The organism is Rhodococcus sp. BP-261 (assembly GCF_019835205.1).
Lineage (GTDB): Bacteria > Actinomycetota > Actinomycetes > Mycobacteriales > Mycobacteriaceae > Rhodococcoides > Rhodococcoides kyotonensis_B.
The window spans coordinates 23,551-46,513 of record NZ_JABUCO010000014.1; the positions used below are offsets into that span (position 1 = coordinate 23,551).

18 protein-coding genes are annotated in these 22,963 nt (G+C 65.8%); 7 read left to right on the plus strand and 11 right to left on the minus strand.

The features are described 5' to 3' along the window. Positions 1–6: 6 nt before the first annotated feature. The 6 genes from HQ354_RS16025 to HQ354_RS16050 all read right to left on the minus strand — a co-directional run bounded on the left by HQ354_RS16025 (position 7) and on the right by HQ354_RS16050 (position 8,237). Positions 7–1,689: an L-lactate permease gene (locus tag HQ354_RS16025; RefSeq protein ID WP_068424528.1), complete on the minus strand. Its 1,683-nt coding sequence runs from the start codon at positions 1,687–1,689 to the stop codon at positions 7–9. Between the two features lie 19 nt (positions 1,690–1,708). Then, positions 1,709–2,902, minus strand: coding sequence for a glycerate kinase (locus HQ354_RS16030; RefSeq protein ID WP_222634653.1), 1,194 nt, complete (start codon positions 2,900–2,902; stop codon positions 1,709–1,711). Positions 2,903–2,997: 95 nt separating this feature from the next. After that, entirely contained in the window at positions 2,998–4,056 is a 1,059-nt protein-coding gene (locus HQ354_RS16035; RefSeq protein WP_222634654.1) for a sugar diacid recognition domain-containing protein, read from the minus strand. Positions 4,057–4,189: 133 nt separating this feature from the next. Then, entirely contained in the window at positions 4,190–5,101 is a 912-nt protein-coding gene (gene sucD / locus HQ354_RS16040; protein ID WP_068424533.1) for a succinate--CoA ligase subunit alpha, read from the minus strand. A gap of 8 nt (positions 5,102–5,109) precedes the next feature. Continuing rightward, a complete protein-coding gene (gene sucC, locus HQ354_RS16045; RefSeq protein WP_068424535.1) occupies positions 5,110–6,273 on the minus strand; it encodes an ADP-forming succinate--CoA ligase subunit beta in 1,164 nt (387 codons plus the stop codon). Between the two features lie 146 nt (positions 6,274–6,419). Beyond that, positions 6,420–8,237 carry a hypothetical protein gene (locus tag HQ354_RS16050; protein ID WP_261768838.1) on the minus strand — a complete coding sequence of 606 codons (1,818 nt, stop codon included), beginning with the start codon at positions 8,235–8,237 and terminating at the stop codon, positions 6,420–6,422. A gap of 247 nt (positions 8,238–8,484) precedes the next feature. Here HQ354_RS16050 and HQ354_RS16055 point away from each other — a divergent pair, with 247 nt between their 5' ends. After that, positions 8,485–9,546 (plus strand): M23 family metallopeptidase, encoded by a 1,062-nt coding sequence (locus tag HQ354_RS16055; RefSeq protein ID WP_222634655.1) that lies wholly within the window; start codon positions 8,485–8,487, stop codon positions 9,544–9,546. 296 nt (positions 9,547–9,842) lie between these two features. On the opposite strand, the gene pcrA is transcribed toward HQ354_RS16055, so the two are convergent. Beyond that, on the minus strand, positions 9,843–12,290 hold the full coding sequence (gene pcrA, locus HQ354_RS16060) for a DNA helicase PcrA (protein WP_222634656.1): 2,448 nt from the start codon (positions 12,288–12,290) through the stop codon (positions 9,843–9,845). A 316-nt stretch (positions 12,291–12,606) separates the two neighbouring features. Between pcrA and HQ354_RS16065 the strand changes: the two genes are divergently transcribed. After that, positions 12,607–12,897: a chorismate mutase gene (locus HQ354_RS16065; protein ID WP_068424545.1), complete on the plus strand. Its 291-nt coding sequence runs from the start codon at positions 12,607–12,609 to the stop codon at positions 12,895–12,897. A gap of 96 nt (positions 12,898–12,993) precedes the next feature. Here the strand turns inward: HQ354_RS16065 and HQ354_RS16070 are convergent, their stop codons facing one another. Beyond that, on the minus strand, positions 12,994–14,445 hold the full coding sequence (locus tag HQ354_RS16070) for an NAD-dependent succinate-semialdehyde dehydrogenase (protein WP_068424547.1): 1,452 nt from the start codon (positions 14,443–14,445) through the stop codon (positions 12,994–12,996). 80 nt (positions 14,446–14,525) lie between these two features. Here HQ354_RS16070 and pgi point away from each other — a divergent pair, with 80 nt between their 5' ends. Then, the gene (pgi, locus tag HQ354_RS16075) at positions 14,526–16,175 is read left to right on the plus strand and encodes a glucose-6-phosphate isomerase (RefSeq protein WP_222634657.1); all 1,650 of its coding nucleotides are present in this window, start codon (positions 14,526–14,528) and stop codon (positions 16,173–16,175) included. Between the two features lie 25 nt (positions 16,176–16,200). On the opposite strand, the gene HQ354_RS16080 is transcribed toward pgi, so the two are convergent. Next, the gene (locus tag HQ354_RS16080; protein WP_068424554.1) at positions 16,201–17,826 is read right to left on the minus strand and encodes an acyl-CoA dehydrogenase family protein; all 1,626 of its coding nucleotides are present in this window, start codon (positions 17,824–17,826) and stop codon (positions 16,201–16,203) included. Next, a complete protein-coding gene (locus HQ354_RS16085) occupies positions 17,823–18,422 on the minus strand; it encodes a TetR/AcrR family transcriptional regulator (RefSeq protein ID WP_222634658.1) in 600 nt (199 codons plus the stop codon). Before HQ354_RS16085 ends, HQ354_RS16080 begins: the two co-directional genes overlap by 4 nt. Positions 18,423–18,483: 61 nt before the next feature. Between HQ354_RS16085 and HQ354_RS16090 the strand changes: the two genes are divergently transcribed. From HQ354_RS16090 to HQ354_RS16100, 3 genes are read left to right on the plus strand one after another with little or no spacing between them, the layout of a single operon-like run. Continuing rightward, the gene (locus HQ354_RS16090; protein WP_222634659.1) at positions 18,484–19,248 is read left to right on the plus strand and encodes a crotonase/enoyl-CoA hydratase family protein; all 765 of its coding nucleotides are present in this window, start codon (positions 18,484–18,486) and stop codon (positions 19,246–19,248) included. Continuing rightward, complete coding sequence (locus HQ354_RS16095; protein WP_222634660.1) at positions 19,245–20,465, plus strand: hypothetical protein; 1,221 nt, start codon at positions 19,245–19,247, stop codon at positions 20,463–20,465. The genes HQ354_RS16090 and HQ354_RS16095 overlap by 4 nt, the downstream gene beginning before the upstream one ends. 15 nt (positions 20,466–20,480) lie before the next feature. Beyond that, a complete protein-coding gene (locus HQ354_RS16100; RefSeq protein ID WP_068426010.1) occupies positions 20,481–20,726 on the plus strand; it encodes a DUF2630 family protein in 246 nt (81 codons plus the stop codon). A gap of 10 nt (positions 20,727–20,736) precedes the next feature. Here the strand turns inward: HQ354_RS16100 and HQ354_RS16105 are convergent, their stop codons facing one another. Further along, positions 20,737–21,495, minus strand: a complete 759-nt coding sequence (locus HQ354_RS16105) for an SDR family oxidoreductase (RefSeq protein ID WP_167676806.1) — start codon at positions 21,493–21,495, stop codon at positions 20,737–20,739. 29 nt (positions 21,496–21,524) lie between these two features. Here HQ354_RS16105 and HQ354_RS16110 point away from each other — a divergent pair, with 29 nt between their 5' ends. Then, positions 21,525–22,961, plus strand: a complete 1,437-nt coding sequence (locus HQ354_RS16110) for an NAD(P)/FAD-dependent oxidoreductase (protein WP_167676808.1) — start codon at positions 21,525–21,527, stop codon at positions 22,959–22,961. Positions 22,962–22,963: the final 2 nt, after the last annotated feature.

Here is a 22,963-nt window from a genome sequence, read left to right on the forward strand (position 1 = left end):
GAGTTGCTACGGAACCATCCAGCCGAGGACCGGTGTGGACTGGAGCACGATCAGCGCCGTGATGACGGCCAGCAGTCCGAGGCTCCACGGAAGCAGCTTGCGGAACAGTGTGCTCTCCGAGCCGACGACGCCCACCGCGGCGGATGCGACGGCCAGGTTCTGCAGCGACAGCATCTTGCCCATGACGCCTGCCGACGAATTGGACGCTGCCATCAGCGTGGCCGACAAGCCGGTCTGATCGGCCGCGGTCACCTGCATGGCGCCGAAGAGCGAGTTCGACGACGTGTCGGAGCCGGTCAGCGCGACGCCCAGCCAACCGATGATCGGCGACAGGACGGCGAAGAACGCGCCGGTCGACGCGAGCGCCAGTCCGAGCGATGTGGTCAGACCCGACAGGTTCATGACGAACGACAGCGCGAGCACCGACGTGACGGTGACGATCGTCCACTTGAGCTGCACGAGGGTGGCGCCGAACGTGCGGATGCCCCGCATCGGGCTGATCTTGTAGATACCCATCGTGATGATGCCCGAGAGCAGCAGCAGGGTTCCCGTCGCGGCGAGATGGTCGAACTTGAACTTCTGTGCGGCAACGGCATTTCCGTCGGCATCGACCACGTCGAGACCCGGCCACTGGAACGTCGTACTACCGATTCCCACGAGAGCGGACTTGACGGCCGGAATCTGAGCGATCGAGAAGATCACGATGACGACGAGGTACGGAGCTGCAGCCATCAGAACGTGACGCAGCGGGGGCCGCTTGACGACGACTGCGCCGGTGACCGCCGTCGCGGTGCCGGACGATCCGGTACCGCCGCCGTCGATTCCGCCGGTCTCGATGCGATCGGCATCCGTGGGCTCTGTGCTGGAGATGATCTCCTTCGGCTGCCAGACGCGGAGGAACGCCAGTACCGCAATGATCGTCGCGACTGCGGCGAGCACGTCGGTCAGCTCGACCGCGATGTAGTTGGACACCAGGAACTGAGCGAGACCGAAGACGAAGCCCGCGACGAGCGCGACCGGCCACGTGTGCTTGATGCCGCGCTTGCCGTCGACCAGGAGGACGAGCAGCATCGGCACGATGATGGCGACGAGCGGTGTCTGACGACCGGCCATGCTGGACAGTTCGTGCAGCTCGATTCCCGTGACGCCGTTCAGTGCGATGATCGGGGTACCCATCGATCCGAACGCGACCGGCGCGGTGTTGGCGAGCAGACAGATGACTGCGGCCTTGATCGGATTCATGCCCGTCGCGATCAGCATTGCGGCCGTGATGGCAACGGGCGCACCGAAGCCTGCGAGCGACTCGAGCAGGGCTCCGAAGCAGAAGGCGATGAGAACAGCCAGGATTCGGAGGTCGTTGGAGATCGACCGGATGGTCGTTCCCAGCGTCTCGAACCACGGGGTGTCGGCGCTGAGTCGGTAGATCCACAATGCGGTGATCAAGATCCAGAGGATCGGGGTCAGGCCGTAGGTGACACCGGCGGCCGCCGCACTGAGAGTCTGCCCGACGGGCATGCTCCACACCACCACGGCCAGGATCAGCGCGATGGCCAGTCCGGTCAGGGCCGACAGGTGCGCCTTGACGCGAAACACGCCGAGCAGCACGAACATCGTGACGAGGGGGATGGCAGCGACCAGGGCCGACAGGGCCAGGGACCCGCCGACGGGATCGTTGATCTGTTGAAACATCAGGTCTCTTTCGATTTTTCTAGCAATCAGCTGCAGGAGTGGAGCCTGCGGAATGACCCAGGGAGGGGGAGAAGGTGCCGTACATGGCGGCGATGTGCGAGGCGCTGCTACGAATCAGATCGATTGCCTCATCGGTCATCTCGACCAGAGTCGACGGTCCGGAGGCGATCGACACGGCTGCGGTGATGCCCGCATCCCGAGCTTCCTTCGGATCCAGCATCACTCGCCCCGCCACCACGACGACAGGACATCCGGACGGTACCGCACCGGCGACGCCCGCAACGACTTTTCCGTTCAACGACTGCGAATCGAACGAGCCTTCGCCGGTCAGGACGAGATCCGCCTGCGCGCAGAGCTCACGAAATCCGACGGCGCCCATCACGAGTTCGGAGCCCGGAAGGAATTCCGTCGTCAGTACTGCGGACAGGCACGCAGGCATTCCGCCTGCAGCACCCGCGCCCGACAGCTCGCGCGCATCGACACCCGTCGAATCGGCAAGAACCGCCGCGAGATTCGCGAGCCCGGCGTCGATGACCCGAACCTGCTCCGGAGTCGCGCCTTTCTGCGGCCCGAAAACCGATGCAGCGCCGCGGCTTCCGAGCAGCGGGTTGTCGACGTCAAGCGCGACGCGAAAGTGCACGTCGGCTGCACGCAGATGCCTACCCGTCATGTCGACCGAGCGAATTTCGCCCAACCCCTGTGCACCGCTGGCGACTTCGACCCCGGACTCGTCGAGGAACTTCACACCCAGCGCACTCGCGAAGCCCATGCCTCCGTCGTTGCTCGCGCTGCCGCCGATGCACAGCAGGATGTCGGTGACACCCTCGTCCATCAGATGACGCGCCAGGATCCCGACCCCGTAACTGTCTGCGCGCATCGGCTGGAGGTCCACATCGGACACGTGCGGAAGTCCGTTCGCTTCCGCGGCCTCGATGACTCCTGTTGTGCCGTCGGCGGATACGGCAACCCGGGCACGACGAGGGCGCCCGATGGCGTCGACGGTATCGACCTCACGGATATCGGCGTTCAATCCCGCCGCGAGAGCGTCGAGCGTGCCCTCCCCGCCGTCCGCCAGCGGGCATTCGATCACCGTCACCGCCGGACCCAGGGCGTCCCGTACTCCGTCGGCCATGGCCGCAGCGGCCTCCGCCGCAGAGCAGGAGCCCTTGAACGAGTCCGGAGCCGTGACGACGGTAAGTCTCTTTTGCTCCATCTCTGTAGGCTAGGTCACAAAGATTCGGCCAGATATAGGCGTCGGACACATAGATCGGATCGATTTCACCCAAACATCAGTGCGTCGCGCACTCTTTACGCTCTGTTGATCGATTCAGCTGCCAATGCGATGCGCATCGTGACCGCATCGTCGAACGTACGGAGATCGAGCCCGGTCAGAGCTTGGATGCGGTTCAACCGCTGCACGACGGTATTGCGATGCGCGTGCAATGCCGCTGCCGACGCCACCACCGAAAGATCGTGCGCCAACACGACCGCAGCCGTGTGACGCAACGTGGCGGACAACGGACCGAGGGTGCGCGACGCGCAGTCCGTGGACAGTTCCGTCGCCTGCTGCGCCAGCAGGATCTCGAGAGCGAACCCACTCAGCTCGTGAACGCCACCGTCGTTCACTTTCGTTGTGCGAGTGAGAATGTCGAGACGTTTGGCGTCGACGACGAGCTCCGCGGTCGTCGCGGACGGACGTCCGGCGACGACCGTCGCACCACGCGAGCGCAGCCTGTCCAGCACCACGCTCCGCACTCCGTCGTTCGCTCGTCCGAGCAGAAACCAGACGACACCGGCGCGTTCGATGCCGACGACGTTGTCGAGTCCCGTCATCGAGGACTCCAACCTCGACGGCTGTGCGTCCGTGCCTGCCGTGTCGAACGCGACCAGCACACTCCACGGAGGACGACTGGGGCGTCCCACATCGTCGAGCACGGCGCTCACACGCGTCTCGGACACTCTCGGTTCACTGATCAGCGTGTTCAGCAAATCTCGCAAAGTCGATGCCCGCCAATGAGAATCGACGAGCTGCTGTTCCTGACGCACCAGCAGCATCACCGTCAGGACGACCACGCGCGCAACGGGTTCGACGACAGACGGCTTGCCCGTCACGCCCACCACCCCGACGGCTTCCCCGTCGATCACCAGGGGCACGTTGACACCGGCCTTGGACTGCTCGCGGTCGCGCGCGATCCGGACGATGTCTCGCTTCGCGAGCGCAGCGATGGCCCCGTCGTGACTCGTTCCGAGCCTGGACGGGTCGGCCGACGCGATGATGACGCCGCGGTCGTCCATGATGTTGACGTTGTGCTCGACCACGGGACGCACCTGGTCGACGACTCGCTGGGCGAGCTCTGCAGTCAGCACGCTGGTACTCCCTTCCACGACCGCATCGATGGACCACCACAACCGTCTATCGGTTGCCACGTGACATCGATGCCGATAGAGCGTACGAAAAAGGCCCGTCGCTGACGCGACGGGCCCTTTCGACAGGAACTGCTTACTTCACGGAAAGCGATTCCAGGATCTCGCGAGCGAGTGCAGCGGTCTCGGACGGCGTCTTGCCGACCTTGACGCCTGCAGCCTCGAGCGCGTCCTTCTTCGCCTGAGCCGTGCCCGACGAGCCGGAGACGATGGCGCCTGCGTGGCCCATGGTCTTGCCCTCGGGAGCGGTGAAGCCTGCGACGTAGCCGACGACCGGCTTGGTCACGTTGGCCTTGATGTAGTCGGCCGCACGCTCTTCGGCGTCGCCACCGATCTCACCGATCATGACGATCAGCTTGGTCTCGGGGTCGTTCTCGAACGCCTCGATGGCGTCGATGTGCGTCGTACCGATGACCGGGTCTCCACCGATGCCGATGGCCGTCGAGAAGCCGAAGTCACGGAGTTCGTACATCATCTGGTAGGTCAGGGTGCCGGACTTCGAGACGAGGCCGACGGGTCCCTTGTCGGTGATGTTCGCCGGGGTGATGCCGACGAGAGCCTCACCGGGCGTGATGATTCCGGGGCAGTTCGGGCCGATGATGCGGGTCTTCTTGCCCTTCTCCACGTTGTAGGCCCACGCGTAAGCGGAGTCCTGCACGGGGATGCCCTCGGTGATGACGACGAGCAGCGGGATCTCCGCGTCGATCGCCTCGACGATGGCGTCCTTGGAGAATGCCGGGGGAACGAACGCGATGGAGGTGTCCGCACCGGTCTTCTCGATTGCCTCGGCGACCGAAGCGAACACGGGAAGCTCGATGTCGTTGCCCTGTGCGTCGACATGCTTGACCGTCGTGCCGGCCTTGCGTGCGTTGACGCCACCGACGACGTTGGTGCCGGCCTTGAGCATCAGGGCGGTGTGCTTGGTTCCCTCGCCACCGGTGATGCCCTGGACGATGACCTTGTTGTCCTTGTTCAGAAAGATAGACATGGTTTCCTCTACTTCGCTGCCAGCTCGGCGGCCTTGTCGGCGCCTTCATCCATGGTTCCGGCGAGCGTCACCAGCGGGTGCGCGGCGTCGGCGAGAATCTTGCGTCCCTCTTCGACCTTGTTGCCGTCGAGACGCACTACCAGCGGCTTGTTGGCGTCGTCGCCCAGCTTCTTCAGCGCGCCGACGATGCCGTTGGCGACAGCGTCACACGCGGTGATGCCACCGAAGACGTTGACGAACACGCTCTTGACCTGCTCGTCACCGAGGATCACGTCGAGGCCTGCAGCCATGACCTCTGCGGAGGCGCCGCCTCCGATGTCGAGGAAGTTGGCAGGCTTGACGCCACCGTGCGCTTCACCGGCGTATGCGACGACGTCCAGCGTGGACATGACCAGTCCGGCGCCGTTGCCGATGATGCCGACTTGTCCGTCGAGCTTGACGTAGTTGAGGTCGTTCTCCTTGGCCTTGGCCTCGAGAGGATCGGCCGCGTCCTTGTCCTCGAAGTCCGCGTGGGCTTCGTGGCGGAAGTCTGCGTTCGCGTCGAGCGTGACCTTTCCGTCGAGCGCGAGAATCTGGTCGTCGGGGGTGCGAACCAGCGGGTTGACCTCGACGAGAAGCGCGTCTTCCTTGATGAAGACTTCCCACAGCTTCTGGATGGTCACCGCAGCGGCGTCGAGCACCTCGGCGGGCAGCTTGCCCTTTTCAGCGATATCACGAGCAAATGCGAGGTCGACGCCCTTCACGGCATCGACCGGGATCTTCGCGAGTGCGTCCGGGTTCTCCTCGGCCGTCACCTCGATCTCCACGCCACCCTCGACGGAACACATCGCGAGGTAGGTGCGGTTGGTGCGGTCGAGCAGGAAGGAGATGTAGTACTCCTCGGCGATGTCGGAGGCTTCTGCAACGAGAAGCTTCTTCACGACGTGGCCCTTGATGTCGAGGCCGAGGATCGCTTCTGCGTTCTCGGTAGCTGCCGCGACGTCCTTGGAGTACTTGACGCCGCCGGCCTTGCCTCGACCGCCGACCTTGACCTGTGCCTTGACCATCACAGGCTTGCCGATTTCCTCGGCAATCTGAGTTGCACCAGCAACCGTGTCGGTGACACGGCCTGCGGACGTGGGTACGTCGTGCTTGGCGAACAATTCCTTCGCCTGGTATTCGAAGAGATCCATCAGCTCACCGTCTCGTCTACGTTGACGCCCGCTCAAGGGGTGTGAGCGGGTCCGGTCATCGACTTTATCCAGGTGCCCGGAGGCTTCATCGCCCACCCGGAACCTATGTGGTCTATCTCACCGGTACGCGGCATGTGTCCCAGGTCTCATCGAGCGCGCCGTCGAGCCGAAAGCAGCGCCGCCACAACGAGAATCACGCAGCCGAGGGCTCCGGCGACGACACCTGGACCGACCGTCGGGTCCGTCGCACGCCCGGAAGTCAGCGGCCAGCCCACCACGTAGACGACGACGGCCGCCGACCCGCCCGCCAGAAGCGCGGCACCGCGCGCAGGCCTCGAACGGGCAGCGACGACGGCCGCAACCACCAATGTCACCGCGAGAGCCATCTGGCCCCACACGTCCCAACCCCACGGGATTTCGGTCACCGTGGCTGCGGTGACGTCGGAGCCGCTGTAGAGCGGGAGCGCGAGACCGATCGCGGCGACGACGGCACCGAGCAAGGCAACCGCGCCGACGACGCGGTCTCCCGTCGTGTCGGACGTGTCGACGTCGTCACGCTCCGCGCTTCCCGCCAGGAGCGTCGCGGAACCGCACACCACGGCCGCGACGACGGCGACAATGATCGCCAGCCCGCCGGATCCGATCGCGATGCCGTCGATGTCCGTTGCGAGCACGACGGCCTGCAGTACGCCGGCGCCCGTCATCACGACGGACACGCTCAGCACACCCGTTGCAGGGCGGACCGTTGCCGCGAACAGCGAGAAGAACAGCGGCACCGACGCGACGACGAGAACGAACCCGGCGATGACGGCGGTGCGGGTCGCGAGGATCGTCGGTGTCGGCAGACCGTCGGGAACGACGAGAACAGCTAGCAGCCCACCTGCGATCGACGCCACGCCGGACACGACACCGGCCACACCTGCGACGACGTGCCACCGCGTCGACGACAGATGTCCGTCGTCGAGCCCCGACCGACGGACGCGATCGGACCCTGCCCGACGCTCACGCGCGGCTGCCACCGGCCATGCCGTGACCCCGGCGGCGAGAAGGACGACGGCAGCGGCCGTCCCCGCGACGGAGCCCGGGGACACCTCGATCCCGGGGCCGGACGCCAGACCGGCGAGCAGCCGCGACCCGGTCAGACCGATCAGTGCCGCACCCGCACCGAACAACGCGCCCGACGCGACGACGGGCGAGATCGATGCCAGTGCCGACGCCGCGACGACGAGGACTGCCAATGCGGCGAGAGCCGAGCCGACGGCCGTCGTCCACGGCGACTCGACGACCGCAGGCACGAGCACGATCGAATCGGTCGAGACGAACGGCGGAACGAACAGGGCCCCCGCGCCGATCACGGCCGCCACCACGGCCACCGTCGACAGCAGACCGCCGACGCGTGCGGCGGCGGCGCGCCCGGTCAGGTCCGGGCTGGCCGACTGGCCGTACCCGTCGCTCAGCGATGCTCGACCGACCGCGATCCAGCCGAGCAGGCCGGCAAGCACTGCGAGTGCGTGCGACGCCACCACCACATAGGCGCCTGCGCTCGGCTCGAGCACCGCTGCGGTGATCGGGCGGAACAGCTCCAGCCGGTTCGCGTCGATCGGATCCAGGAGCAGGCCGAGATCGAGAACGGTCAGTCCGACGGCCACCGCCCCGTATCCCGCCGTCACGGCTCCGGCCAGGGCAGGACTGCGAACGACCGCCAGCCAGGCGCCGACGGCGACGACCGCGAGAAGGACGGACGCCACCAGACTCGCGCCGACGACGCCGCCCGTCGGGCCATCACCCGACGTCGCAGTCACGGGGTCGAGAACGACGGCGGCGAGCGCGAGAACCGCTGCGATCGACGCGACCGCCGCGGCCGCGATCGCGGGAGGGCGAGCGCTCTTGTCGTCCTGTGCCCTGCCCTCGATCACTCGAGGGGAAGCCTTGTCGGACCGGTGGATCTGAGATGAGGACGCCACACGACAGACGCTATCGTTCGTCGCCCCGGGAACACGTGATGCGCTCGTCGTGTTTCGACAACGGAATCGGGGGTACTCCGGCGTTGTCGGAGACCCCAGGGCGTCTCCGCGTTTCGCCTGTTCGCGTTGTGAGCCATCTCACATATCCGACCGCGGGGCCCGTAAAACTTGCGCCGCTTGCAATCGTTTCGTTACCGTCTGCCGAGTCTTAAGTCACGAGCAGATCACGAAACGGAGGCCGCAGGTCTTGTCGCAACACCGCGCGTCCTTCACCGCAAGCCGATTCGTCAAGCCGGCAGCGGTTACCGACAGCGCACCTGCCGTCTACTCGCCCGACACCGTGTTCATCGAGGACACCGTGTACACCCGGGACACCAGCTGGGGCTCCGAGGCCGAGAACCTCGAGTCGAGCCGGTACGACTACTTCGCCAGCAGCTACGGCGCAGCCAAGACCTATCACGACTCCGAGCTGCATGTGTCCGAGATGGACGACGCAGCCGACGACTCCGTGACCGAAACCATCGAGGCCGTCGCCCGCCGAGGCGGAGCGCACCGCATTCCGACGCCTCCCACCGCACTCAAGGGCCGCGCAGCGGTTCTCGCCGTTGCCGCCGGTGCCGTTGTCGCAGCGGGCCAGGCCGTCGTCGATCACGAACCCGCCGCCGCCAGCTCGTCCGAGGAGGTTGCGCTCGCAGCCGGAGCGGCTCCCGCAGCCCCCGGCATCGCCGCGACGACCACCCCCGAGGCCGCCGACTACGCAACGGACACTGCTGCGGCTTCGCCGTCGTCGGCCCCGCAGATCCTGAACGTCGCGAACCCGGTCGATCTCAGCCAGTTCAACGACCTGCTCGCCAAGGGCCAGCGCTTCAGCGAAGAACGCGCCGCCCGCGAAGCAGCGGCACGACGCCCGCTGTTCGTCCTCCCGGCGGTCGGAACCTACACATCCAACTTCGGCATCCGCTGGGGCGTCCTCCACGCCGGTGTCGACATCGCGAACGCCATCGGTACACCGATCCTCGCCGTCGCCGACGGCAAAGTCATCGACGCCGGTCCTGCATCCGGGTTCGGCATGTGGGTTCGTCTGCAGCACGCCGACGGCACCATCACGGTGTACGGCCACATCGACAGCGCCAACGTCACCGTCGGCCAGGAAGTCATGGCAGGCGACCAGATCGCGCGCATGGGTAACCGCGGTTTTTCCACCGGACCTCACCTGCACTTCGAGGTGCACCTGCCCGGCGAAAACAAGATCGACCCGCTGCCCTGGCTGGCATCCCGCGGCATCAGCCTCGGTCCCGAGCAGGACTGAGTTCAGTCGGCGTCGTACGCCTTCTCTGGCCCCTGGTTTTTCTGACCGAATGTGACATTCGGTCACCTTTGGCGGAGCGAGGGCGTCATTTGGTCACTCAGAGTGACCCAAGGCGTCATTCGCTCACCCCGCGCTCCGCGCCGACCGAGGGCCTCATTCGCTCACTCAGAGTGACCCAGGGCGTCATTCGCTCGCGCCGCGCCCCGCGCCCAACCGAGGGCCTCATCCGGTCACTCAGAGTGACCCAAGGCGTCATTCGCTCACCCCGCGCCACTCGCCACCCCAGGATCGCGGAGCTACAGCTTGGTCATCGGCACGCCACCGATGAGCATCATCTTGACGCGACCGGACGTGCCGAAGTCGACGAGCACCATGGCCGACGTACCGCTTCCGGTGGACTCGAGGACCGTTCCGAGGCCGTACTTGTCATGGTTGACGCGATCGCCGACGGCCAGCACCAGCGTGTTGTTCTTGGGTCGGGGCGCACCGAAGCTGGGGGTCGACGGCCGATCGCCGAACCCACCGCCGCCGAAGCCGCCACCGCCGAAGCCCCCGCCGAATCCGGACCGCGGCCGTCCACCGCCGATCGCGCGGCCGGAGATACCCGGATCCTCGCGCTTCCAATTGATCAAGGACTGCGGAATCTCCTGCAGGAAGCGCGATTCGGGGTTGTTGATCGGCTGACCCCATGCCGAACGCATGATCGCGCGCGTCACGTACAACCGATGGCGCGCCCGAGTGATGCCGACGTACGCGAGCCTGCGTTCCTCTGACAGTTCGTGCGGATCACCGAGTGCCCGCATGTGTGGGAACTGACCGTCTTCCCAGCCCGTCACGAAGACGACCGGGAATTCGAGCCCCTTCGCGGTGTGCAGCGTCATCAGCGTGACGACGCCTGTACCGGAGTCCGGAATCTGGTCGGTATCGGCGACCAAGGACACTCGTTCGAGGAAGGCCGCGAGCGAACCGGGCTCGGGCAGACCCTCGTCGGCGGCATCCTTGTCGACGACGTCATCGGTGTCGAGCTCCGCCTCGACGGCCGCCAGGTTTCGCGCCTCCGACGTGAACTCCCTTGCGACGCTGACCAATTCGTTGAGGTTGTCGAGACGCGCGCCGTCCTGTGGATCACTGCTGCCTTCGAGTTCGGCGCGGTAGCCCGTCCGATCGAGCACGGCTTCGACGACGTCACCGATGTCGGCGATGTCGTTGCCGTCACCGTCCGTGGTGCCGAGTACGTCACGCAGTTCGTCGAGCAGATCGAGGAACTGACCGATCAACTTCTGCGCACGCGAGTTGAGCAGCGCAACCTTGCCGTCGGCCGCGTCGCGCAGAGCCCGAGCGAAGCTGATGTCGCGCTGCTCGGCATGCACGGCCACGCACGCCTCGGCGCGATCGCCGATTCCGCGCTTGGGCACATTGAGAATGCGACGCATACTGACGGTGTCGTCTTCGTTGGACAACACACGCAGGTAGGCGACGATGTCGCGAATCTCCTTGCGTTCGTAGAACCGAACGCCGCCGACGACCTTGTACGGAAGCCCGAGGCGGATGAAGATCTCTTCGAGCGCACGGGAGGAATTGTTGGTGCGATAGAAGACCGCGACCTCGTCGTAGCGAACTCCTTCGCCGTCGACCAGCCGATCGATCTCCGACGCGACGAACGACGCCTCGTCGTGCTCGTTGTCCGCGACGTAGCCGACGATCAGCTCGCCCTCACCGGAGTCGGTCCACAGCCGCTTCTCGCGCCTGCCCGCGTTACGCGAGATGACGGAGTTGGCCGCCGACAGAATGTTCTGCGTCGACCGGTAATTCTGCTCTAGCAGGATGGTGCGCGCATCGGGGTAGTCGCGCTCGAACTCCTCGATATTGCGAATCGTCGCGCCACGGAATGCGTAGATGGACTGATCGGCGTCACCGACGACACACAGCTCCCCCGGCTCGACGGTGCCCTCGAGTGCCCCGTCGGAATCCTCACGGCCCACGAGCTCACGCACGAGCATGTACTGAGCGTGGTTGGTGTCCTGGTACTCGTCGACGAGCACATGGCGGAACCGTCGACGGTAGTACTCGGCGACCTGTGGAAAAGCTTGAAGCAGCCCGACGGTCTCGCCGATCAGGTCGTCGAAGTCCATGGCATTCGCGGCGCGGAGGCGCTGCTGATAGTGGCCGTAGACGCGCGCGATGAGCTTCGGCAGCTCGACGGTCTCCTTCTCCGCGTCCGCTGCGGCGTCCTCGGGGCCGATGAGCTCGTTCTTCAGGTTGGAGATGTGCGTGGCCAACAACCGCGCCGAGAACTTCTTCGTGTCGATCTGCAGATCCTTGGAGATCATCGTCAGCAGGCGACGCGAGTCGTCGGCGTCGTAGATCGAGAAGTTCGAGTTCAGACCCGGCAGCAACGATGCCTGGCTGCGCAGGATGCGGACGCAGCTGGAGTGGAACGTCGACACCCACATGCTGTTGGCGCGTGGACCGACGAGACCTGCAACACGTTCACGCATCTCGGCGGCAGCCTTGTTGGTGAACGTGATGGCCAGTACCTGCCCGGGAGAGACGCCCCGCTCGGCCAGAAGGTAGGCGATGCGACGCGTCAGGACGGCCGTCTTACCCGAGCCTGCACCTGCAACGATGAGCAACGGCGATCCAGAATGCACCACGGCCTCGCGCTGCTGGGGATTCAGCCCCTCCAACAGCGCTTCCGATTTGCTCTTACCTGGCATCGGTACAACCTGAAGATTCGTGTTCATCGCGCAACCAGATTACCGGTGGGGACCGACAGGACGTCATCGCCGAGGACGTCGCACGAACAGCCGACTTTTCACGGGCGGCATCCGAGTGGCAAACTGGATCGGTGATCGAAACAGCCGTCCGTCGCCGCCTCCTGCCGTCGGTCGATCTACCAGCGACGAGACAAGGGGATTGTCGGTAGCAGTGCGCGCCCCGAGGTCCTCTTTTCGACGAGGGTCCGGGGTTTCTTCATGTAATTGCCGACATTCCGACCCACGCACCCGCGTAACGGTGACGAACAAGCCAACGATCCACGAAGTGACACTAGGAGAGAAAATGGCATCCACCACGCAGAGCGACTCCGAATCCACGTTGCCGTCGACCGAGGCAGAGATCGACGATCTCCGCCAGGAGATCGACCGCCTGGACGCCGAGATCCTGGCCGCCATCCAGCGCCGCACCGAGGTCTCGCAGTTGATCGGCCGCACCCGCATGGCTTCGGGTGGTCCTCGCATGGTCCACAGCCGTGAGATGAAGGTTCTCGACCGCTTCAGCGCCCTCGGCCAGGAAGGGCACACGCTTGCAATGCTTCTTCTCCGCCTCGGCCGCGGACGTCTCGGCCGCTAGACACCCGGGCCGCTGGACGCCGGGCCCTGTACGTCCGGTAGCTGACAACCTCGACGCTCGTTGTGCACGGCAACCCGTGCACAACGAGCGTTTCGGTCAGCTCAGAGCGATGTACTTGGTCTCCAGGTACTCCTCGATCCCCTCGCTTCCCCCTTCGCGACCGAAGCCGGAAGCCTTCACACCACCGAACGGCGCCGCCGCGTCCGAGATGACTCCGCGGTTGACGCCCACCATGCCGCTGTCGATGGCGTCGGCGACCCGTAGCGCTCGATCGAGCCCCTGCGTGTAGATGTACGACGCGAGACCGAATTCCGTGTCGTTCGCGGCCGCGATTCCTTCTTCCTCGGTGTCGAATCCGACGATCGGTGCGACGGGTCCGAAGACCTCTTCCTTCAGAATTCGTGCTTTCGCAGGAACGTCGGTGAGAACGGTCGCGGGATAGAAGTAGCCGTCACCGCCTGCGGCCTCGCCGCCCAGCGCCACCGTCGCACCGGCGTTCACGGCGTCGTCCACGAGTTCCTGGACCTTGCTCAGCTGGTCGGCGTTGATCAGCGGCCCGAGCTTGGTGTCGGGATCGATGCCGGGTCCGAGCGTGAACGTCTTCATCTTCTCGACGAGTTTCGCCGTGAATTCTTCGCGAACGCTGTTGGCGACGTGGAAACGGTTCGCAGCGGTGCACGCCTCGCCGCCGTTGCGCAGCTTGGCGAGAATCGCACCGTCGACGGCCGCGTCGATGTCCGCGTCGTCGAACACGACGAACGGCGCATTGCCGCCGAGCTCCATCGACGTCCGCAACAAGCTGCCCGCAGACTGTTCGACGAGCTTGCGACCCACCTCCGTCGAGCCGGTGAACGTCAGCTTCCGCAACCGCGGATCCTCCAACAAGGGTGCGCTGACCGCGCTGGACTTCGACGTCGTCAGCACGGACAGGACACCCTCGGGCAGTCCTGCCTCGGCGAACAGCTGCGCGAGCAACAGCATGGTCAGGGGCGTCTCGCTCGCGGGCTTGACGATGATCGTCGATCCCGACGCCAGCGCAGGTCCGATCTTCCGAGTCCCCATCGCGAGCGGGAAGTTCCACGGTGTGATGGCGAGAACCGGCCCGACGGGCACCTTGGTGACCAGGATGCGTCCGTTGCCCGCAGGCGCCGGGGTGTAGCGGCCGTCGACGCGAACGGCCTCTTCCGCAAACCATCGGAAGAATTCGGCACCGTACTTGACCTCGGCCTTCGATTCGGCAAGAGCCTTACCCATCTCGAGCGTCATGACGGCCGCGATGTCGTCGGCGCGTGCCGTGATCTTCTCGAAGACCGCGCGCAGAATCTCACCGCGCTCACGAGCGGGAGTCTTGCCCCAGGACTTCTGGGCGCCGGCGGCCGCGTCGAGCGCCTTGATCGCGTCGCCCGCACTGGCGTCGGCGACCCGGGTGAGAGGCTTGCCGGTAGCAGGATCCTTGACCTCGAACGTCGCACCGTTCTCGGCATCGACCGCGAGGCCGCCGATCCACAATTTCGCAGGAATCGATTCGATGAGCTTGGAGGTGTGCATCCCTTCAGTCTGCCCTTGCTGTCTGCACAGCAAACGAGAAGGCGCGCACTCGGGCCGTCCGCCCACTAGGGTTTGTCGATATGAGCAGTGACATCACGGGCACCGAGGCCTGGACGAACCTGAAGGCGCATCACTCCTCCATCGGCGAGACCGACCTGCGAACTCTGTTCGCCGACGACCCGGATCGCGGCCGCGAGTTCACCTTGACCGCGGGCGATCTGCACATCGACTACAGCAAGCACCGGATCGACCGCGAGACCGTGTCTCTTCTCGTCGAACTCGCCCGCGCAGCCGACATCGAAGGCCGTCGCGACGCGATGTTCGCGGGCGAGCACATCAACACCTCCGAGGATCGGGCAGTTCTGCACACCGCGTTGCGCCTTCCCTCCGACGCTCGGTTGGAAGTAGACGGACAGAACGTCGTCGCCGATGTTCACGAAGTCCTCACTCGGATGGGCGAATTCACCGATCGCGTCCGCTCCGGCGAATGGGTCGGCGCGACGGGCAAGAAGATCGAGACCGTCGTCAACATCGGTATCGGCGGCAGCGACCTCGGACCCGTCATGGTCTATCAGGCACTGCGCCACTACGCCGACGCAGGCATCTCGGCGAAATTCGTGTCCAACGTCGACCCTGCCGATCTCGTCGGGGCGCTCGACGGACTCGACCCGGCGACGACGTTGTTCATCATCGCGTCGAAGACCTTCTCGACTCTCGAAACGCTCACCAACGCAACAGCTGCGCGACGCTGGCTCGTCGACTCGCTCGGCGAGGACGCCGTCGCCAAGCATTTCGTGGCAGTGTCGACCAACGCGGAACGCGTCGCCGATTTCGGTATCGACACCGACAACATGTTCGGATTCTGGGACTGGGTCGGCGGACGATACTCGGTCGACTCCGCGATCGGCCTGTCGGTCATGGCGGTCATCGGAAAGGAGGCGTTCGGCGAATTCCTGGACGGCTTCCACCGCGTCGACGAGCATTTCCGTACCGCTCCCCTTGCCGAGAACGCGCCGGTGCTGCTCGGCCTCATCGGACTCTGGTACAACAACTTCTTCGGCGCGGAAACCCGTGCGGTGCTGCCGTATTCGAACGATCTCGCGCGCTTCCCTGCGTATCTGCAGCAGCTGACGATGGAGTCCAACGGCAAATCCGTCAAGGCCGACGGATCACCCGTGACGACGTCGACCGGCGAAATCTTCTGGGGTGAGCCGGGAACCAACGGTCAGCATGCGTTCTACCAGTTGCTGCACCAGGGAACACGACTGATCCCGGCCGACTTCATCGGATTCGCCGAGCCCACCGACGATCTCCCGACGCGCGACGGCAGCGGCAGCATGCACGACCTGCTGATGAGCAACTACTTCGCACAGACCAAGGTCCTCGCATTCGGCAAGACCGCCGACGAGATCGCCGCGGAAGGAACGCCGTCGGATGTGGTGCAGCACAAGGTGATGCCGGGCAATCGTCCGTCGACGTCGATTCTCGCTCCGAAGTTGACGCCGTCGGTCGTCGGCCAGCTCATCGCACTGTACGAGCACCAGGTGTTCGTCGAGGGCATGGTGTGGGGCGTCGACCCGTTCGACCAGTGGGGCGTCGAACTCGGCAAGACGCAGGCACTGGAACTGACACCGGTCTTGACCGACGCCGAAGCACCTGCAGCGCAATCCGACTCGTCCACCGACGCGTTGGTCCGGTGGTACCGGGATCAGCGGGGTCGAGCGAAGTAGCTACGCCGCTCGGGAGCAGCCCCGCTTACACCCTCGCCAACACCGCTGCGGTATCCACCCCCGTCGGCAAGGTGCCGAAGGCCCCGCCCCAGTCTTCTGCCAACCTGCTGGCGCAGAAGGCGTCGGCAACCGCGGGATCTCCGTGACGCACGAGCAGGGACCCCTGCAGCACGAGGGCCATCGACTCGACGACGCGTCGGGCGCGGTATTCGATGTCGGACCGGTCGGCCAGCTCCTTGCCGACGCGGGCGATGGCGTCGTCGAGTCGAGAGTCCGCGCCTGCTGCGAGGCCGACCTCGGTGAAATACGCCTCGACGGTGTCGGGCTGCTTGGCCAAAGCGCGTAGGGAGTCAAGTGCCGCGACGTTGCCCGATCCTTCCCAGATGGACATGAGCGGCGACTCCCGGTACAGCCGGGGCATGCCCGATTCCTCGACGTAGCCGTTGCCGCCGAGACATTCGAGCGCCTCGGCCGCGTGCGACGGCGCCCGCTTGCACACCCAGTACTTGGTGACGGCCAACGCGATTCGACGCAGTTCGGCTTCCTGCGTGTCACCCGAGGCGGCACGGTCGGTCGCCCCGGCCAACCGCATCATCACGGTCGTTGCCGCTTCGGATTCGATGATCAAGTCCGACAACACGTTCCGCATCAGTGGCTGATCGACCAATGCCGCACCGAACGCCTCGCGATGCCGAGCGTGGTGCACCGCCCGCATCGTCCCCGCACGAATACCGGCCGCCGAGCCGATGACGCAGTCGAGCCGCGTCATGTTCACCATCTCGATGATGGTCGGGACGCCGCGTCCTTCCTCGCCGACGAGCCATCCCGTCGCACCCTGGTATTCGATCTCGCTCGACGCGTTGGACTTGTTCCCCAGTTTGTCCTTGAGTCGTTGCAGTGCAATGCGATTGAGCGAACCGTCGGGAAGGACGCGGGGCAGCAGGAAGCACGACAGCCCTCCGGGTGCCTGCGCGAGCGTCAGGAACATGTCGGACATCGGGGCAGACGTGAACCACTTGTGCCCGACGATCGAAAAGGTCCCGTCCGAGGACGGCACCGCCGTGGTCGTGTTCGCGCGTACGTCGGAGCCACCCTGCTTCTCCGTCATCGACATCCCTGCGATGAGGCCTCGCTTCTCCGTCGGCACGCGGAGTCCGAAGTCGTAGTGCGTCGACGCCAACAACGGCTCGTACAACGCCGCCAGTTCCGAATTGTGCCGCAGCGCAGGCACTGCCGCGTACGTCATCGAGATCGGGCACATGTGTCCGGCGTCGGCCTGGCCCCACGCGTAGAACTTCGCGGCCCGTGCGACGTGGGCGCCGGAACGGTCGCATTGCCACGGTGTGGCATGCAAACCGCCCGCGACAGCCACCGACATCAGGTTGTGCCAGTGCGGATGGAACTCGACCTCGTCGATGCGGTTGCCGTAACGGTCGTGTGTGTGAAGCACGGGTGGATGCTCGTTGGCCAGTCGGCCCCACTCCTGTGCCTCGACACTGCCGGCCAGATCGCCGAGCTCGCGGAGATCGTCGTACGCCCACTGCGCTCCCTCGCGCGCGAGACCTTCGAGCAGCGAGAAGTCGTCGGACGTGTCGTAGGGCAGTAGATCCGGGACCTGATTGAAGACGCTGTGCGTGGCGGGGAATGTCATGGACGAACTCCTAACGAGCGGAGGGCGAATGCGACGAGATCGGGGACGACGTCCGGGCCCGGCGGTCGATCCGGACTCAGCGGCCCCACCAGAACTTCGCCGACGGCACCGACGAGTGCGGCCGCCGCCAGCTGTGCGTTCTGTTCGGGCACGTCACCCGCGGCGATGCCCGCGGTGATCGCGCCGGCGATGGCGTCGGTGAAGCTTCGGCGGAAGACAAGCCGTTCGGCGTCGACGGCGGCATCCACGGGTTCGGCGAGCAGCGCGTAGGCCATGGTCCGGTTCTTCATCGCGCGGCCGGCGAACGTCTCGACGATGGCCGTGACCCGCTCGACGACGGTGCCGCGTGCACCCGCGTCGGCGACGGCCTGTACTTCGCGGCCGCACACGTCCCGGAAGATCGCGACGACCAGATCGGACTTGTTCTCGAAATGGGTGTAGACGCTGCCCGCCGAGACGCCGGCCGCTGCGGCGACGGAGGCGATGGACAGACCCTTGTAACCCTGCGTCGACAGCACCTCGACGGCGGACGCGAACAGTTTCTCTCTGCCGGCGTCGAGCCTGGCTTGCACGGACTCCGTGCGGCGGTACGGCATGTCAAGAATTGAAGCATTGATTCATTGCTTCAAGCAAGGCCTGCTGGGTACCGTCGACTGCATGACAGTGAGGATCGAGCGCTCCGGGCCCGTCACGACGATCGTGCTGTCGCGTCCCGAGTCCAGGAATGCCGTCGACGGTCCGACAGCGGCCGAGCTCGTCGCCGCGTTCGAGGATTTCGATGCCGACGACGACGCGGCCGTCGCAGTTCTGTGGGGCGAAGGCGGGACGTTCTGCTCGGGCGCCGATCTCAAGGCGCTCGGCACCGAACGATCCAATCACGCAACGGAACACGGCGACGGTCCGATGGGACCAACCCGCATGCACCTGTCCAAACCGGTCATCGCCGCGGTGTCCGGGTACGCCGTCGCCGGGGGACTCGAACTCGCGCTGTGGTGCGATCTCCGTGTCGCCGAGGCCGACGCGACGTTCGGCGTGTTCTGCCGCCGGTGGGGCGTTCCGTTGATCGACGGAGGAACCGTGCGCCTGCCGAGGCTCATCGGCGCGTCCCGTGCGATGGATCTGATTCTGACCGGCCGCGCGGTCGACGCCGACGAGGCGCTCGCGATCGGCCTGGCCAACCGGGTCGTGCCCGTCGGGCATGCGCGTCGGGAAGCCGAAGAGTTGGCCGGGGCGCTCGCCTCGTACCCGCAGACCTGCATGCGACACGACAGGCTGTCTCTGCTCGAACAGGACGGGCTCGTCGAGGATGCAGCCCTCGTGAACGAATTCCGACACGGCGTCATCTCCATGTCGGCCGACGCACTGAACGGTGCGCAGGCGTTCGCCGCAGGCGCCGGAAGGCATGGGGCAAGCGCACCGTGACCACGGATCGCCTGTCCGTCGTCGACGAGATCTTCCTGCGGACTCATCGAGGCTACGGCCTGCCGATCGTTCTTCAGGGAATTCTGCGCACCGACGAGGTCGTCGCGCGCGTGGATCTTGCTGCGATACATGCCAATCTGGCTTTGGGCAGCTTGGGCCGACGGGTCGTCACCCCGTCGATCCCCGGTGCACGACGGCGCTGGGTCCCGTCGAGCGAGACGCTCCCCCTCGTCGTCGACGACGGCCGCATCCCGGACTCCGACGTGCTGGACTGGGCGGATGCACAGGGCGACGTCGACCTCGATCCCGAGAACGGACCGGGCTGGCGACTGTCGGCGACGACGACACGCGGCGGTGGCACCGTCGTGTCGCTCGTGTGCTCTCATGCGCTGGCCGACGCAGCGGGACTGATCGCGGCTGCTGCTTGCGCATTCGAAGGCTCTGCGCCACAGCGCTTCTCACGACGGACATCGGATCTGGCCGACGCCGTGAAGCTGGGAACGACGGTTACCGCCGGCTCGGTCAAAGCGTTGGCAGGCCTCGTCCGCGACCCGGAATCGCGGCGCGAACTGAACGGGTACATCGGTGGATCCGACCGTACCGCGTCTCACGACGTCGCCATCGCCACAGCCGTTTTCGACGTCGCGGCCACACCGAACAATGCCGAGTTCGTCGCGATCGTGAGCGACATCGCCGTCGAACTGGGGCTCGACGCTCCGGTGTCGGTCAACATGCCGTTCCGAGTACCGACCCAGGGCGCCAACAGGATCGGCATGGTGACCATCGACGTGACACCAGGGGACACCGTCGACGAGATCAAGACCGCGTACACGGCCGCGTTCGCGAATCCTGCCGGCGCGCCAGGAGGTTTCCCCGCCGAGACGGTGCAGTTGCTGCCCGACCGTCTCGCGGCGACGTTGACGTCGAAACCCGGACGCGCACGCGTGCTGTGCTCCAACATCGGTCGGCTTCCCGACTCGATCATGGAGATAGGGCCTCACCGCGTCAGGTCCATCGCGACGCGGGCACTGCATCCCGGGGCGGACAGGTCGATCACCGCGACGTCGCTGTCCGCATATCTCGCATACACGGATCGACAATGCACACTGTCCCTCGTCGGCACCGACGCGACTCTCGCATCGTCGTCGGACGACGTGCGTCGAGGAGCCGAGGCGGTGCTGGCCCGTCGGCGACTCGATGCTCGATCGTGGAGATAGGACTACCGTGAACTCATGAGCGAGCACGACATCTACAGCAAGATCGAGCAGTTGGTCGCCACCGAGCACAAGCTCAGGTCGCAGACCGAAGCCGGCGAGATCGACCCGAGTGACGAGAAGGCCCAGCTGGCATCGATCGAGCGTGCGCTCGACCAGTGCTGGGACCTGCTGCGTCAGCGCCGCGCCCGTCTCGATGCGGGACAGAACCCGGACGACGCCCAGGTCAACAGCGTCGAACAGGTCGAGCACTACCTGCAGTAGCGAAGAACAGCTACACGAAGCGGTTGGTGAGTTCGTTGGGCAGGAAGCGCAGGGCCAGGTCGATGCCCTGCCACTTCAGGCCGGGCAGGGCGACGCGTCGCGATTCCTTCTCGATGGCGTCGACCATTGCGGTGACGCCCGCGTCCAGGCTTGCCGTCATCGACGACGCGTCGCCTGCTTTCGCGGACATGTCGGTGGCGATGAAGCCGGGCAACAGCGTCGTGACGGCGATGTCGGTGCCTGCCAGTTCCGCCGACAGCGCTTCACCGAGTGCGGCGACGCCTGCCTTGCTGGCGGAGTAGACGGCCTTCGGTCCCGGGAGGCCGCGGTCCGCGCTGATCGACGACACGAGCACCAGGTGTCCGAACTTCTGCGCCCGAAAGATCTCGAGCGCTGCTTCGGTCTGCGACAGGGCACCGATGAAATTGGTTCGAGCAGTGGCGAGGTTCGCGTCGGCGCGGCCGCTTCCGATCTTGGCGCCCTTGCCGAGGCCCGCGTTGACGACGACCCGGTCGAGTCCGCCCACTTCGTCTCGAAGCTCACCGAACACGGCGACGACGGCTTCGTGGTCGGTCACGTCGAGCGCTCGAACGGCAACCGTGATGCCGGGGTGCTGCGCGATCAATGTTTCGCGCAGGCTGTCCAGCCGGTCGAGTCGCCGCGCACACAATGCGAGATCACGGCCCTTCGCGGCGAACCGCCGGGCCATCTCCTCCCCCAGGCCCGAGCTCGCGCCGGTGATCAGAATCTTCTGTCTCCTCTGCCCCATGGCCGACGAGCCTATGTCACTCTTGAGAAATGACCTCAGCAAGCACGGACGAATTCGACGTCATCGTCATCGGCGGCGGACCCGTCGGCGAGAACGCGGCCAGTTACGCCATCGCCGGCAGTGACCGCACTGCCGTCATCGTCGAGCACGAACTCGTCGGTGGCGAGTGCTCGTATTGGGCGTGCATGCCCAGCAAGGCGCTGCTCCGTCCGGGCCAGGTGCTCGACGCCGCGCGCAACATGCCGGGCGTCCTGGAGTTGGTCGGCGACAAGCCGCTCGACGTGCCTGCCGTCCTTGCGCGTCGAGACTCGTTCACGCATTCGCTCGACGATTCGTCGCAGGTCGACTGGGCCGAGTCCGAGGGCATTTCCGTCGTACGTGGCCACGGCCGCATCTCGGGTGAGAAGACCGTCGATGTCGACGGCCGTACGTTGACCGCGCGACATGCCGTCGTTCTCGCGACCGGTACGACGGCGTCGATTCCCGGCACTCCCGGTCTGCGCGAGGCATTGCCGTGGACCTCGCGCGACGCGACCAACATGCACGAGGTGCCGACGCGCGTCGCAGTCATCGGCGGCGGGGTCGTCGCCAGCGAGAGCGCGACATGGTTGCTGTCGCTCGGTGCCGAGGTGACGATGCTCGTGCGCGGCGGGTCGTTGCTGTCGAACGCCGAGCCGTTCGCGAGCGAACTCGTCGCGGACGCACTGCGTGCGCGAGGCGCGAAGATCGTGTTCCACGCGGACGTGACGAACGTGTCGCGCCCCGACGTGAACGACACGGGCATCGGCAGGATCCACGGCGGCCCTGCCGAACTGACCGTGGGCGGCGAGACGATCACCGTCGACGAAATCGTCGTCGCTGCAGGCAGGAAGCCGACGAGCGGCGATGTCGGACTGTCGGCAGTCGGGTTGGAGGACGGCGCCACCGTCGAGGTCGACGACCACCTGCAGGTGCCTGGAATTCCGTGGCTCTACGCGGTCGGCGACGTCAACGGCCGCGCGCAGCTGACTCACATGGGCAAGTACCAGGGACGCGTCGCGGGCGACGTCATCGCGGCACGTGCCGACGGCACGCCGCTCGACGGCAAGCGATTCTCGGCGACGGCAGATCACGGGCAGATCCCGCAGGTCGTATTCACCGCGCTCGAGGTCGCGTCCGTCGGGCAGACCGAGAAGAACGCGCGCGACGCGGGCATCGACGTGGAGATCCTCGGCGTCGACATCGCGGTGGCCGGGTCGTCGCTGCAGCAGGACAACTTCTCCGGGCACGCGCAACTGGTGGTGGACCGGGCGAAGGACATCGTCGTCGGAGCCACGTTCGTCGGACCCGGCGTCGCCGAGTTGGTCCATGCCGCAACGGTTGCCGTCGTCGGCAAGGTGACTCTCGACGACCTGTGGCACGCGGTCCCGTCGTACCCGACGGTGAGCGAGGTGTGGTTGCGGCTGCTCGAGTCTCGCAGGACGTAGAT